At 64.7% G+C, this 13,473-nt stretch carries 13 protein-coding genes and 3 pseudogenes; 8 read left to right on the top strand and 8 right to left on the bottom strand.

What is annotated here, in order from left to right; genetic code table 11:
• Nucleotides 1-124: 124 nt before the first annotated feature.
• The 3 genes from ACAM54_RS27480 (at nt 125) to ACAM54_RS27490 (ending at nt 2,414) form a co-directional block, all read left to right on the top strand.
• On the top strand, nt 125-1,264 hold the full coding sequence (locus ACAM54_RS27480; protein ID WP_369651607.1) for a site-specific integrase: 1,140 nt from the start codon (nt 125-127) through the stop codon (nt 1,262-1,264).
• A gap of 503 nt (nt 1,265-1,767) precedes the next feature.
• Nucleotides 1,768-1,974, top strand: a complete 207-nt coding sequence (locus ACAM54_RS27485; RefSeq protein ID WP_145744535.1) for a type II toxin-antitoxin system VapB family antitoxin — start codon at nt 1,768-1,770, stop codon at nt 1,972-1,974.
• A complete protein-coding gene (locus ACAM54_RS27490; RefSeq protein WP_369651606.1) occupies nt 1,971-2,414 on the top strand; it encodes a type II toxin-antitoxin system VapC family toxin in 444 nt (147 codons plus the stop codon). The genes ACAM54_RS27485 and ACAM54_RS27490 overlap by 4 nt, the downstream gene beginning before the upstream one ends.
• A gap of 78 nt (nt 2,415-2,492) precedes the next feature.
• Here the strand turns inward: ACAM54_RS27490 and ACAM54_RS27495 are convergent, their stop codons facing one another.
• The 3 genes and pseudogenes from ACAM54_RS27495 to ACAM54_RS27505 all read right to left on the bottom strand — a co-directional run.
• Nucleotides 2,493-2,804: a type II toxin-antitoxin system RelE/ParE family toxin gene (locus ACAM54_RS27495; RefSeq protein WP_369651605.1), complete on the bottom strand. Its 312-nt coding sequence runs from the start codon at nt 2,802-2,804 to the stop codon at nt 2,493-2,495.
• Entirely contained in the window at nt 2,801-3,100 is a 300-nt protein-coding gene (locus tag ACAM54_RS27500; protein ID WP_369651604.1) for a YlcI/YnfO family protein, read from the bottom strand. Before ACAM54_RS27500 ends, ACAM54_RS27495 begins: the two co-directional genes overlap by 4 nt.
• A gap of 253 nt (nt 3,101-3,353) precedes the next feature.
• Nucleotides 3,354-3,614: pseudogene (locus ACAM54_RS27505) on the bottom strand (integrase core domain-containing protein); the annotation flags it as partial.
• Between ACAM54_RS27505 and ACAM54_RS27510 the strand changes: the two are divergent.
• The 5 genes and pseudogenes from ACAM54_RS27510 to ACAM54_RS27530 all read left to right on the top strand — a co-directional run.
• Nucleotides 3,610-3,837: pseudogene (locus ACAM54_RS27510) on the top strand (IS3 family transposase); the annotation flags it as partial. The pseudogenes ACAM54_RS27505 and ACAM54_RS27510 sit on opposite strands and share 5 nt — an antisense overlap.
• Nucleotides 3,838-3,958: 121 nt before the next feature.
• Nucleotides 3,959-4,078 (top strand): annotated as a pseudogene (locus tag ACAM54_RS27515) (short-chain dehydrogenase/reductase); the annotation flags it as partial.
• A gap of 248 nt (nt 4,079-4,326) precedes the next feature.
• Nucleotides 4,327-5,946, top strand: coding sequence for an acyl-CoA carboxylase subunit beta (locus ACAM54_RS27520; RefSeq protein ID WP_369651603.1), 1,620 nt, complete (start codon nt 4,327-4,329; stop codon nt 5,944-5,946).
• A gap of 18 nt (nt 5,947-5,964) precedes the next feature.
• Complete coding sequence (locus ACAM54_RS27525) at nt 5,965-8,001, top strand: acetyl-CoA carboxylase biotin carboxylase subunit (protein WP_369651602.1); 2,037 nt, start codon at nt 5,965-5,967, stop codon at nt 7,999-8,001.
• 129 nt (nt 8,002-8,130) lie between these two features.
• The gene (locus tag ACAM54_RS27530; protein ID WP_209501492.1) at nt 8,131-8,406 is read left to right on the top strand and encodes a hypothetical protein; all 276 of its coding nucleotides are present in this window, start codon (nt 8,131-8,133) and stop codon (nt 8,404-8,406) included.
• A 204-nt stretch (nt 8,407-8,610) separates the two neighbouring features.
• Here ACAM54_RS27530 and ACAM54_RS27535 read toward each other — a convergent pair whose 3' ends face one another.
• The 5 genes from ACAM54_RS27535 to ACAM54_RS27555 form a co-directional block, all read right to left on the bottom strand.
• Complete coding sequence (locus ACAM54_RS27535) at nt 8,611-9,297, bottom strand: GntR family transcriptional regulator (protein ID WP_145744587.1); 687 nt, start codon at nt 9,295-9,297, stop codon at nt 8,611-8,613.
• A 65-nt stretch (nt 9,298-9,362) separates the two neighbouring features.
• Nucleotides 9,363-10,823: a dihydropyrimidinase gene (gene hydA / locus ACAM54_RS27540; protein WP_145744499.1), complete on the bottom strand. Its 1,461-nt coding sequence runs from the start codon at nt 10,821-10,823 to the stop codon at nt 9,363-9,365.
• A 14-nt stretch (nt 10,824-10,837) separates the two neighbouring features.
• Nucleotides 10,838-11,557, bottom strand: a complete 720-nt coding sequence (locus ACAM54_RS27545) for an amino acid ABC transporter permease (protein ID WP_145744497.1) — start codon at nt 11,555-11,557, stop codon at nt 10,838-10,840.
• 40 nt (nt 11,558-11,597) lie between these two features.
• Complete coding sequence (locus ACAM54_RS27550; protein ID WP_369651601.1) at nt 11,598-12,428, bottom strand: ABC transporter substrate-binding protein; 831 nt, start codon at nt 12,426-12,428, stop codon at nt 11,598-11,600.
• Nucleotides 12,429-12,483: 55 nt separating this feature from the next.
• The gene (locus ACAM54_RS27555; protein ID WP_145744493.1) at nt 12,484-13,380 is read right to left on the bottom strand and encodes a dihydrodipicolinate synthase family protein; all 897 of its coding nucleotides are present in this window, start codon (nt 13,378-13,380) and stop codon (nt 12,484-12,486) included.
• Nucleotides 13,381-13,473 lie beyond the last annotated feature (93 nt).

The following is a 13,473-nucleotide window of genomic DNA, read 5'->3' on the forward strand; positions in this document are numbered from 1 at the left end:
CATGGCGAATCAAGGGGCCATTCGGCAAGATCTTGAACAAAGCATGAGGCACTCCGACGTGCCCGCGCTGGCGGCACTTCGCTCATAAAATCAAGCAAGTGAAGAACGGCAATGGAGAACCTCCATGACCTATAGCGCGCCAACTCCTGACCGGGAGCAAATAAACCGGCTCACCAGCAAGGTTGTGGGAGACGGATTGTCCCAGTTTCACTCTCGCAATACGGTCGCCTCCTACTGTTCTGCAATGCGGTACTGGTTCGCTTGGTACCAGTTGCGTTTCGGTGGGGAGATGAAGTTCCCCGTTTCCGTATTGGTCGTCGTGCAGTTCATTGTGGACCACGCAGCACTGCCAGCACCTATGCGCCGCGCTATCGCCTTTGCCAGGGACGAAGCGTGTGCGACCGATGGCACTGCCGCGGCGAGAGAGACCAAGGGCCCCCTCCCCAACCCCATTGACGAGCTCTTGGTCAACGCTGGCTTCAAAGCCGAACTGGGCTCATTCACCCTCAGTACGCTGATAGCTCGTCTCGCAGCACTCTCCAGCGTGCATCAATCGCTGAATTCGGAAAATCCGTGCAAACACGTTCGAGTGCGAGAGTTGATGGGCGAAGTTCGCCAAGAGTATGCAAAACACGGAGTCGCGGAGCATGGTCTGACGGCGTTCACGCAAGAAACGTTCAACGCGGTCTTGGCGACCTGCGACGATTCCCCAACGGGCAGGCGCGACCGCGCCCTGTTGCTTTTCGCTTGGGAGGGCGGCGGGCGGCGGCGTTCGGAAGTGGCTTCCGCCACCATGGAGAACTTGTGCCGCGTAGGTCCACAGCACTACGTCTATTTCCTGCCCGGACCGAAAACGACGCGTCAAGTCGCCAGTGAAAAGCCTTTGACTGGCGACGCTGCCGTTGCACTCGACGCTTGGCTAGAAATCAGGGGGCTTGCTGAAGGACCGCTGTTCCGGTCGATCCGCAGGAACGGAAGGTGCTCGAGCCGAGGACTCAATCCGGAGGCGATCCGCCGCATCGTCAAGGATCGGTGCCGAAGGGCCGGTCTGCCGAACGAGTACTCTGCCCACTCGCTGCGGTCAGGTTTTGTTGCCGAGGCAGGCAGGCGCAACATCGGACTGAACGCCGCCATGGACTTGTCAGGCCACAAGCATTTTATGGAGTTCGCGCGCCACTACTACCAGAACGAACATGCCCTCGGCGGAGTTGTGATCGATCTGATGACGGACGATTGCCACAAGCCTGCGGGCCGAACTAAATAGTCCTCAGGCCTACCCTGGGCGCCGCGAACTGCGCTTTGAGCGCGGCGAACACCTGATGGGCAGATCTGCCCGTCAGAGGCTGCGTGCCGACGCTGCTCCAAATTCACCAGATCGCACATAGTCCGTTTGGGATCGTTCGTCAAACGAATCTCTTCGATTCGATGTTTGACAAAGAATTGAGTTAGAAGATGTCAAACGAATTTCTTGTTTGACTCTTTCTGCCACCTTGAGACCAGAGGAGAAGCCGGCCTCCGATTGTCAAAGGAATTACTAGAACCACATGTTCCGTTTGAATCCATGTGGTTCTAGTAATTCCTTTGACGTCAACCCAACTCGCGCCCCTGCTTTCTGGAAGGTTCGCCTGCGGCGACGAAAAACTACCGACGTTTTCACAAAAACTGTGGACCGTCGGACCATAAACACAAGACGGGCACAGCTTTCACAACGGCCGTTCAGATGATAGAATTGATGCTACATTGCATCAAAATGGATTCCACCCTATCATGCGTACCACTGTCACCATCGAAGATTCTCTTTTCGAGAAAGCTCTGGAAATGGCCGATCCCGACATGGACAAAACGGAAATTTTTCGGGAAGCCTTCCGCACGTTCGTGCGTGTTCAGGCGGGCAAGCGCCTCATTGCGCTCGGAGGGGCGGCGCCCGACATCAAGGACGTGCCGCGTCGTCGGAGCGACCCTGTCTCGTCATGAGCGTGCTCGTAGACACGTCTGTTTGGGTCGACCATTTCCGCAGCGGCAACGCCGCACTCGCGCACCTGGTCGGCTCGGATCTCGCCTTGACCCATCCGCTGGTGCTCGTTGAGCTGGCCTGTGGCACTCCACCTTCTCCGCGGGAGCACACCCTTGGCAGTCTGAGCCTGCTGAGGACATGCAATCAAGCAACGCTGGATGAGGTGCGGGAACTGATCGAGCGCGAAAAACTGTACGGGCTCGGGTGCGGATTCGTCGACATGGCGCTACTCGCATCGACCCTCATCACTCCTGGCGCACGGCTATGGACCCTGGACCGGCGCCTGTCGGAACTGGCGCAGCGCTTCAAGGTCGCTCATGGCATCCTGAAGCCAGACATGGATCAGCTTGGACTGCAGGGACTCGGTCCGGTCGAGTACCGGTTGGCAAGCACCGCCTGATCGGCGGATTCGTGACCGTTCAACTTCTGGGGGCCAGTTCAAAGCCGGGGCGATTCAGGGCGCCTACCCTCAACAATCCTAGTGGTAGTCGTCTTCGCGTTGGTGGCGGATCGCAGCGACCACGACCTCTCGTTCGCTGATGACTCGAAACAATGCTACATATCCCGAAGCCCCGAATGGAATGACCAACTCGCGCTCAAGCCGGTCGGCGTCGGCAATACGGCAGGTGAACGGATTCGTTTCCAAAATTCGAAATTCTGTGCGGATGGCCGTTATTGCACGACGCGGCAGATCCAAATCTCCGTGCAGCAGAGCGGACTCGACCAGGAAGTCTTCAAGACGCAGTAGATCCTCAAGGGCTTCGCGCGTCAGAGTAACCGCATAGGTCACGGGCGAACGACTCTGCCGCGCTTCTCCTGCGCAAGCTGCAAAATGCGCACGTCGAGGCGCGCTTGCATTGCGTCAAGTGCGTCCTTGGCAGAGTAATACTCGCCGCTCTTGTTGGCACGCTTCAATGATTCGCGGCCGCGCGCAAGGAACTCATGTTGGGATCGGCGGCGCTGGGCGGCCTGTACGGCCGCATTTTCCACAAACTGCGACAGGCTTTCACCTTGGCGCAGTACGCTCTCGATCTCATCGCGCACGGACTGCTCGACGCGCACGGGAGGCAACTGGGCAGTTTTCATAAAGGCGATTGTAAAGCAATTGCTATGCAAACTGGGCGTCCGAGGCGTATGCGGCCAATCGTTCCCTCTTGACGAGACGACAGAACTCTGCCGACAGCTTCAAAAAAAAAAACTAAGGACGTTTGGACCACAAACACAGAGCAGGCGCAGATTTCGCGACCATAAACACGGGACTTGCGCAGTTGGTGCGTAGCGTCCAGCCTTCCCACATGAATGAATCGCCCCGGCTTTCGTGGAGGCCGGTTGGTTTAAGTCATGCCGCCATCGTGGCGGTCTGACTGGCGAGTTGCCGATAGTAGTTTGCCTCAGCTTCTGCAGGCGGGATGTAGCCGATGGGTTCGAGCAGGCGATGGTGGTTGAACCAGGACACCCATTCGAGCGTCGCGAACTCCACCGCCTCCTTGGTCTTCCACGGTGCCCGGCGATGGATCAGCTCGGCCTTGTAGAGGCCGTTGATCGTCTCCGCCAGGGCGTTGTCATAGGAGTCGCCTTTGCTTCCCACCGATGGCTCGATGTCTCGCAAGGCATGCACACCTGACAACGCAGCTTGCGAAGGCTTCTTCGGTCGGCTCAAGAACGAGCTGTTCTATCCTCGAGACTGGAAGAACGCCACCATTGAGCAAGTCATCGAGGCGGTCGACTCGTACATCTGCTGGTACAACGAGAAGCGGATCAAGATCTCTCTCGGCTCCCTCAACCCCATCGAATACTGGGTAAACCTTGGACTTGCGGCATAAACCAGTCCAAGTTTTTATCCGCACCCCTCCAGTGAAGGTGGGTCAAGACTCAACCGGCGCCCACAAGCCTACGGGGACTTCATGCGGCAGAGCATGGCCAGAATGCGGGCCTCGCCGGGGCCCCGGCACCCGCTCTGCAGATATGGCCGAAGCAGTCTGGTGCGCAGCGATCGACCCGTCGTCTCCGATGGAAATACCGGCAGGCGCCGACGCGGTTCAGTGGGCTCGCGAAGCCTCCTGAGCCTGGTGCCGCTAAGAGTCGGCGGCAAGCGGCGGGCGCGCGGCGATCTGCTCGATCGGCTCTCCCGCCTCAAATCGGGCAATGAACTCCTCCGGGACGAAGCGCACGCCGATGAAGTTGTCGGCATAGGCACCGCTCGCGATCGCGCCTGTGCGTCGCCAGCCACTTCGCACAAGACCCCGCGGGCCCCCTCCCCTACGCTGGAACCTGTCCACCGCACGCAGGGTGCGGCGCAGGAAACCAGAGCAATGCCGCAGATCGAATCCACCATTTCCGCCAGCAACGCGCCCTTCGTGGCGAACCGCGATCACATGCTGGGCCTGCTGAAACGCGTACGCGACTTCGAGCAGCGAACCCGAGCCAGGTCAGCCGCTTCTCGCGAGCGCTTCGAGAAGCGGCAGCAGTTGCTGCCGCGCGAGCGCCTGTCGCTTTTGCTTGATCCCGGCGCGCCGTTCCTCGAGCTGGCCTCCCTGGCAGGGCTCGGCCTGGACACCGCCGATCTCGAAAGGAGCGTGCCCGGCGGCGGCCTGATTGCCGGCATTGGTTTCGTGAGCGGCATGCGCTGCATGGTGCTGGCCTCCGACTCGGGTATCGATGCCGGCGCGTTGCAGCCGATGGGCCTGGACAAGCAGTTGCGCATACAGGAGATCGCTCTGGAGAACAGGCTGCCCTACGTGCAGCTGGTGGAAAGTGCCGGCGCCAACCTGATGCAGTACCGTGTCGAGGATTTCGTACGCGGCGGCAACCTGTTCCGCAACCTGGCGCGCATGTCCGCCGACGGCCTTCCGGTGATCACGGTGACCCACGGCTCGTCCACCGCGGGTGGTGCCTACCAGACCGGGCTGTCGGACTACATCATCCTGGTGCGCGGGCGCTCCCGCGCCTTCCTGGCAGGACCGCCGCTGCTGAAGGCCGCCACCGGCGAGATCGCCACCGAGGAGGAGCTCGGCGGCGCCGTGATGCACACCTCGATCTCGGGACTGGGCGACTACCTGGCCGAGGACGACCGCGATGGCCTGCGCATCGCGCGCGACATCCTGGCTCAGATCGACTGGAACCGGGGCATGCCGGCCGAGCGGCCGCGCGCCTTCAAGCCGCCCCGCCATGACACCGAGGAACTGCTGGGCATCATGCCCGCCGACCACAAGCGGCCCGTCGACATGAAGCAGATCATCGCCCGGATCGCCGACGACTCCGACTTCCTCGAGTTCGGAGAGAACTACGGCAGTGCCACCGTCTGCGGGCACTTCAAGCTGGAAGGCTGGCCCGTCGGCGTGATCACCAACAATGGTCCGATCGACCCGGCCGGTGCCTCCAAGGCGACGCATTTCATCCAGGCCTGCTGCCAGTCGCGCACGCCGATCCTGTACCTGAACAACACCACCGGCTTCATGGTGGGCCGCTCCTACGAGGAAGCCGGGATCATCAAGCACGGGTCCAAGATGATCCAGGCGGTCACGAATGCCACCGTGCCGCAGGTCACGATCTACTGCGGTGCTTCCTACGGCGCCGGCAACTACGCGATGTGCGGGCGCGGCTTCCACCCGCGGTTCTGCTTCAGCTGGCCCAACGCCAAGACCGCGGTGATGGGAGGCGAACAGGCGGCGCAGACCATGCGCATCGTCGCGGAAGCCGGCATGCGCCGCAAGGGCCAGGTGGACGAGGCCAGGCTGGACGAGATGGCACAACGGATCGTCGACCGGTTCGACAGCCAGATGAGCGTCTTCACCACCAGCGCCCACCTGCTCGATGACGGTGTGATCGACCCGCGCGATACCCGTGCGGTCCTGGCGAAGGTTCTGGCCGTCTGCCGCGAGGCGCAGGCTCGCCGGCCGCAGAAGATGCAATTCTCGGTCGCGCGTCCCTGAAGGAAGCATCGAATCCCCATGAGCACCATGACGCCGTTCTCCAAGATCCTCGTTGCCAACCGAGGCGAGATTGCGCTGCGTGTCATGCGCAGCGCGAAGATCCTCGGATACCGCACCGTGGCCGTGTACTCTTCCGCTGACGCGCGGGCCGCCCACGTGGCTGCGGCGGACCAGGCCGTCTGCATCGGCGAGCCGCTTCCCGCGCAGTCTTATCTGCGCATCCCCGCCATCATCGATGCGGCGCGTGCGAGCGGTGCCGATGCGGTGCATCCGGGCTACGGATTCCTCGCGGAAAACGAAGACTTCGCCGCGGCCTGCCGCGAGTCAGGACTGGTTTTCATCGGCCCGTCGCCGGAAGCGATCCGGGCGATGGGGGACAAGGCCGGCGCCAAGCAGTTGATGATGCAGGCCGGCGTGCCGTGCATTCCCGGCTACCTGGGCGAGGACCAGAGCGAGCAGCGCCTGGCCGACGAAGCCGCCCGGCTGGGCTACCCCGTGATGATCAAGGCCACTGCCGGCGGCGGTGGTCGCGGCATGCGGCTGGTGAAGTCGCATGGCGAATTCGTGGAGTTGCTGCGCGGTGCACAGTCGGAGGCGAAGAATGCCTTCGGCAATGCCACCGTGCTCCTGGAGCGCGCCATCGTGGAGCCGCGCCACATCGAGATCCAGGTGTTCGCCGATCGCCACGGCAACGCGCTGCACCTCGGAGAGCGCGACTGCTCGGTGCAGCGGCGCCACCAGAAGGTGATCGAGGAGGCGCCGTCGCCAGCGGTCGACGCGCAGCTGCGCGCGCGCATGGGGGCCACCGCAGTGGCTGCGGTCAAAGCGATCGGCTACGAGGGCGCGGGGACGCTGGAGTTCCTGCTGGACCGCGATGGCAACTACTATTTCATGGAGATGAACACCCGGCTGCAAGTGGAGCATCCGGTGACCGAGGCGATCACGGGGCTTGACCTCGTGGAGTGGCAACTTCGGGTGGCCGCCGGCGAGCCGCTGCCGCTGGCGCAGGAGGACATCCGATTTCAGGGCCATGCCATCGAGGTGCGCCTGTGCGCAGAGGACGTGCCCGCCGGGTTCATGCCGCAGAGTGGGACGATGCGGCGCTGGCAACCGCCGCATGGGTTGCGCGTCGAGCACGCCCTTGGCGATGGCGCCGTCATTCCGCCCTGCTACGACTCCATGATCGCGAAACTGATCGCCCACGGACGCAGCCGCGACGAAGCCCGGCGCAAGCTGCTGCGCGGGCTGCAGGACACCGTGGCGCTCGGCGTTCGCACCAACCAGGATTTCCTCGCCCGCTGCCTGGCACAGCCCGTGTTCGCGGCCGGCGGTGCGACCACGGCCTTCATTGCGCAGCATGAGGGCGAGCTCCTGCAGCCAGAGGAAGCCGCGGGCACCGGCGCCGCACTCATCGGCGCCTGGCTGCTGTACGAAACCGCGGGCGAGGCCAGGCAAGGGGCCGGCAGCCGCAGGCTTGCGCATGGGCTGCCGATCGGGATGCGCTTCTCGCTGGACGGGAGCGATTGCCAGGTCGGCGTGTCCCAGACCCGGGCGCAGGTCTTCACGCTCACGGCGAACGGAGTCGAGCACGTTCTGGAGGCCATCGCCCTCGGCGAGCATGACGCGCGATTCATCCTCGACGGCGTGATGGACAGCACCGTGTTCGACCGTGACGACAGCAGCCTCTGGCTGCGCTATGCAGGGCACCCCCACGCTTTGGAAGACCGCACTCGTTCCGCGCCGGCGCGGCGCGAAGACGGCGGCGGCGACGGCCGGGTGCGCGCATCCATGAATGGACGCGTGATCGCCTTGCATGCTGCACCGGGGGACAAGGTGACGGCGGGCCAGCCCCTGGTGACGCTCGAAGCCATGAAGATGGAGCACGTCCACAACGCCTGCGCCACGGGAACCCTGCTGGCCGTGCACGTGGCCGTTGGCGACCAGGTCGAGGCGCAGCGCGTCGTGGCGGAGATTCGGGCCGAGGCACCATCAACCGGCCCGACAGGCGCCATGCCATCGGCACCGGTGTCATCGCCGGCCGGGGGCAATTCGTGAACTTGTTTGCAGAATTGGTTTTAAGTGATAAACATCTGCCGCGACAGGATGTACTTGAAGCTACATTTTGTAGACCAAGAACCGCCGGCATTTTTTGGTCACCGCAAGAGCCGGCAATCGGAGAATCGAATGCCTCTCCTGTTCCTGATGAGGCTGCAGCATGTGCAGCTTCCGGTGCGAGTGGCCGACCCGGAGGATGTCCGGTGTGTCTCGGTGCTGCTGGCCACGGGTCTGATCGAAGCCGAGATCAAGGCGCTCAGGTCGAGCGCGCGATACGCCGCATCACAGGTGGCGACGGTGATCCGCATCACCGAGGACGGCCTGGCCGAGATCGCGAAGATGGGCGACGTCCCGGAACTCGTGAAGACCTCCATGCGGTTCGCCCGGGGATTGCGCCTGATGTGACCGCGGGCGCAGCGGCTGCGCTGGGCGCGTCGGCGGCGGTCCGAACCATGGACCTCCCTCGTGCAGCAAAAGATGATGTACGCACAGATATTGGCGGACGTGCTGGGGATACCTCTGCGCGGGCAGGCCAAGTTCTCATAGCTCGGCACCTGCGGCAGAATTTTTCGGTCGCGCGGCACTTCGCGGCCCGCGAATCCGCTGCGCTTACTCGGTCAGTGCGCGCCGCACGTCGTCCTGCAAGCTGCGCAGGTGGCTGCGCATGGCCTCGCGGGCGCGCCCGGCATCGCGAGAGCGCAGGGCCGCGACGATCTCGCCATGCTCGTCGTGGTTCTCGCGCTGGCGATGCAGCGGGCTGTGCAGGCGGAAAAGCCGGGCGTTGACCCGCAGTTCCTCCACCAGCCGCGGAAACACCACGTTGCCGCTGGCGCTTGCAATGACCAGATGGAAATGATCGTCGAAATGAAAATGCTCGATCTCGCTGTGCTCGCCGCTGTGCAACGCCTTGCCTTGGGCTTCCAGCTCGTCGATCTGCGCATCGGTGATCTTGGCCACCGCGAGGGCAATGCATTCGCACTCGATCACCTCGCGGGCACGCATGCAGTCGAAGTACTCCTTGGTGCCGAGCGCCCGAACGGCATAGGAACGTGCATCGCGCCGCACCAGCAGGCCCTCGCCGGCCAGTCGTACCAGTGCCTCGCGCATCGGCGTGCGGGAGATGCGCAGTTCCTCCGCCAGGCGTGCCTCCTGCAGCGGGCTGCCCGCCGAGATCTGGCGGTCGAGGATGAGCGTGCGCAGTCGCGCGTAGGCCTGCTCGGCCAGGCTGGCGGAGCGAACCTCCAGCGGAGCGATCGTGATGGTGGCGGGTTGCGTAGGGCTGGGAAGGCTGGGCATGCGGAGAACGGCGAAGGCCACGGGCGGGCAAGCTTAGCAGGGCCTGGCGGCGCGCACCGATGGCCTCACAGCCACTTGGCGAGCGGATTGCCGTCGTTCGGCGCGCGCGGCCGCAGGCACGGCAGGAACTCGCCCGATCCGGGCTCGGCCTGGAACACGCCGTCCTGCCACACCACGCGGCCGCGTGACACCGTGAGGCCGGGCCAGGCGCGCAGCTTCATGCCCTCGTAGGGCGTGTAGTCGGCGGCGTGATGCAGCATCTCGTTGCTCAGCAGCTTCTCCTCGCCCTCGGCGAAGAGGTCCCACACGACGAAGTCGGCATCGCTGCCGACCGCGATCGTGCCCTTGCGCGGGTACAGGCCGTAGAGCCGCGCGGGATTGGTGGCCGTGAGCTCGACGAAGCGGTGGATGTCGATGCGCCCCTTCAGCACGCCCTCGCTCATGAGCAGCGGCAGGCGCGTCTCCACGCCGGGGATGCCGTTGGGGATGCGGTCGAAGGAGGCGTTGTCGCCGGCCACCCGCTTGCCGTCGGGGCCATTCATGTTGAAAGGTGCGTGGTCGGACGAGACGATCGTGAAGAGGCCGCTGGCGAGACCGTTCCAGATGAAAGGCTGGTTCGCCTTGTCGCGCGGCGGCGGGCTGCAGATGCAGCGCGCGCCGTGCATCGGGTCGTCCGGATCGATGCCGAGGTCCTCGGCGCTGAGGAACAGGTACTGCGGGCAGGTCTCGGCATGGATCGGGAGGCCGCGCCCGCGCGCCCAGTGGATCTGCTCGACCGCCTCGCGGCCCGAGACGTGGACGATCAGGATCGGCGTGTCGACCAACTCCGCGAGCGCGATCGCGCGATGCGTCGCCTCGCGCTCCACCGCCATCGGCCGCGAGCTCGCGTGGTAGCGCGGCGCGGTCAGGCCCGCCTCGAGCAACTGCTCGGTGAGCCAGGCGATGCAGTCGCTGTTCTCGGCGTGGATCATCGTCATGGCCCCGTGGCGGCGCGCGGTGGCGAGCACCTCGAGGATCTGCCGGTCCTCGAGCTTGAGGTCGTCGTAGGTCATGTAGATCTTGAAGGAGGTGTACCCCTTCTCGATCAGCATCGGCAGCTCGCGCTGCGTCACGTCGCGCGTGGCATCGGCGACGATCAGGTGGAAGGCGTAGTCGATCACCGCCTTGCCCTCGGCGCGGCGGTGGTAGTCGTCGACCGCCTCCTGGACGCTGCGGCCCTTCTGCTGTGCCGCGAAGGGAAGCACGGTGGTGGTGCCGCCGCAGGCCGCGGAACGCGTGCCCGAGAGGAAGTCGTCGGCGAAGCGCGAGCCGTCGCTGGTGGGCTGGTCGAAGTGGCAATGGCCGTCGACGCCGCCCGGCGTCACGAGCCGGCCACGCGCATCGATCTCGCGCGCGGCGCCGGCCTCGAGCCCTTGGGCGATGGCGCAGATGCGCCCGTCCCGCACGCCGATGTCGGCGGTATAGCGGTCGCCGACGGTGGCGATGTCGGCGTTGCGCAGGATCAGGTCGTAGCGGGTGGTGTTCATGGCGCGGGGTGGCTTCAGCGCTGCTCGAGCGCGGGTTCGGCGGGGATCGGCGGCGCGCCGGCGTCGCCGTGGGCTCGGCCATAGTGGCGCTCGATGCGGCGCTGGATGAAGTCCCAGGCGGTGGTCATCAGCAGGTAGTAGATCGCCGCCACGATGAACAGCTCGAGCACCATGAACTTCTCCTGGATCAGCACCTGGGTGCGCCGCAGCAGCTCCTCCATCGAGATCACGGAAGTGATCGAGGTGGTCTTGAGCAGCCCGTTGATGCTGTTGCCGAGCGTCGGCACGATCAACCGCATCGCCTGCGGCATCACGATGTAGCGCATGGTCTGCGCGCTGCTGAAGCCCACGGCGCGCGCGGCGTTGGTCTGGCCCGGGGGAACCGACTGGATGCCGCCGCGCACGATCTCCGCCAGGTAGGCGGCTTCGTTGAGGATCAGCCCGAGCAGCGCCGACTCGATGACCGAGAGCTTCAGCCCGAGCTGCGGCAGTCCCGTGTAGATGATGATCAGCTGCACCAGCAGCGGCGTACCGCGGAACACCCAGATGTAGAAGTGCGCCGGCGCGCACAGCCAGCGGCGGCTCGACAGCCGCGCCAGCGCCAGCGCGAAGCCCACGACGAGGCCGCCTGCGATGGCCGCGAGCGTGAGCCACAGCGTGGTCACCGCGCCGCTGAGGAGGTACGGATTGAACAGGTAGTCGACGAACCCCGACCAGCTCCAGCCTTGTCCCATGAGCGTTCCTTCGCGTGCCTGATGGCGTTGGCGCCGGGCCTCAGCCCGCCGGGCCCTTGACGGCCACCGCGCCGTCCACCGACTTGACGCCGTACTGGTCGAACAGCTTCTGGAAGCTGCCGTCGGCCTTCATGTCGTTCATGGCCTTCGCGATGGCGGCGGCGAGGTCCTTGTTGCGCGTGGCCAGCGCCACGGGCGTGGGGAACAGGCCGTGCAGCACGCGATCGAAATCGCCGCGCTTCTGGTATTCGGCGCCGGTCGAGTCGATCGACAGCGCCACCTCGACCTGGCCCGCGCGCAGCGCCTGGAACGCCATCGCGAAGTTCTCGAAGGTGCGGATGTTCATGCCCTTGAGCCCCTTGTCGGTGAGCTGCTTGTCGAGCTCGCGCGCCTTGCGCTCCTCGAAGCCGCCGAGCTCCACGCCGATGCTCTTGCCCGAGAGGTCGTCCACCTTGGCGATCTTCAGCGGGTTGGACTTGGCCGTGCTGATGCTGATCGCCTGGTCTTCGTAGACCAGCATCTGCATCAGCTTCGCGCGCTCGTCGGTGTAGAAGATGCCCGTGTTGATCACGTCCCAGCGCCCGGCCTGCAGGCCCGGGATCATGGCCGAGAACTCGATGCGCACGTACTCGGGCGTGAGGCACAGGCGCTTGGCGATCTGCTCGCCGAGCTCCACGCGCATGCCCTTGAGCGCGCCCGTCTGGTCGACGAACTGCATCGGCGGCAGTGTCGGGTTGACCGACATGACGAGCGTGCCCTTCTTGACCAGCGCGGAGTCCGGCACCGGCGACTTGCAGGCCTGGGCCTGCGCGGTGCCCGCGGCAAGCAGGGCCAGAAGCGACGCGGACACGAGTGTGGGGAGCAGTTTCATGGTGGATTCCTCCTGGAAGTGGACGGGTCGGCGAAAAGGTGTCTGGAACCGGCGCTCAGGCCCGGATCGAATCGATCAGCGCCAGCCGCTCGAGCTCGCGGCGCAGGTCGGCCGCATCGGCGTCGGGCAGCGGCAGCCGCGGCGCACGGGGCTTGCCCACGGGCAGGCCCATCATCGCCAGGCCCTCCTTGGAGGCCGCGACGTAGCGGTGGCCGCCGACCCAGCGCACGATCGGCAGCATCTCCTTGTAGAGCGCGAGCGCCGCGGGCATGTCGCGCTCGTCGGCCACGAGCTCGAACAGGCGAGCCGACATCTTCGGGATCAGGTTCGAACACACGGCCACCCAGCCCTGTGCGCCGAGCCAGAACGACTCGTAGCCCAGGATGCCGGCGAACACCGTCATACGGTCGCCGCAGAGCTCGATGATGTCGCGCACGCGGGTGACCTCCAGCGTCGACTCCTTGATGTAGCGGCAGTTGTCGATGCGCGAGAGCCGCGCCACCAGTTCGGGCCGGAGGTCCACATTGGCCGTGGCCGGGTTGTTGTAGACCATGATCGGAATGCCGATCGACTCGCCCACCTTGCGGTAGTGCGCGAACAGTTCGTCATCGGTGGGCGTGCTGTAGAAGGGCGGAATGATCATCACGCCGTCGGCGCCCATGCTCTCGGCCTCGCGGCTCAGCCGCACGCACTCGTCCGTCCACTCGGCCCCGGTGCCGATCAGCACCGGCACGCGTTTTGCTGCGGTGCTCACACAGGTTTCGATCACCAATTGCCGCTCCTCGGGCGTGAGCGACAGAAATTCCCCGGTGCTTCCCAGAGGGATCAGCCCGTGGATGCCCTGCTCGATCTGCCAGTCGACCAGCCTGCGAAGCGCCGGCACATCGACGTGCTTGCCGTCTGCGGTCATGGGGGTGATGAGCACTGTGTAGGTGCCGCGAAACGCTGTCATTGGTGCGGGTCCTGGCTGAAAAATGGGGATAGCGGGCGATTCGGTATACGTGTAGTATACGTATACATCCGATGTCGTCAACGAACTTTTTCG

The sequence above is a fragment of the Variovorax sp. V93 genome, assembly GCF_041154485.1.
Taxonomy (GTDB): Bacteria; Pseudomonadota; Gammaproteobacteria; order Burkholderiales; family Burkholderiaceae_C; genus Variovorax; species Variovorax beijingensis_A.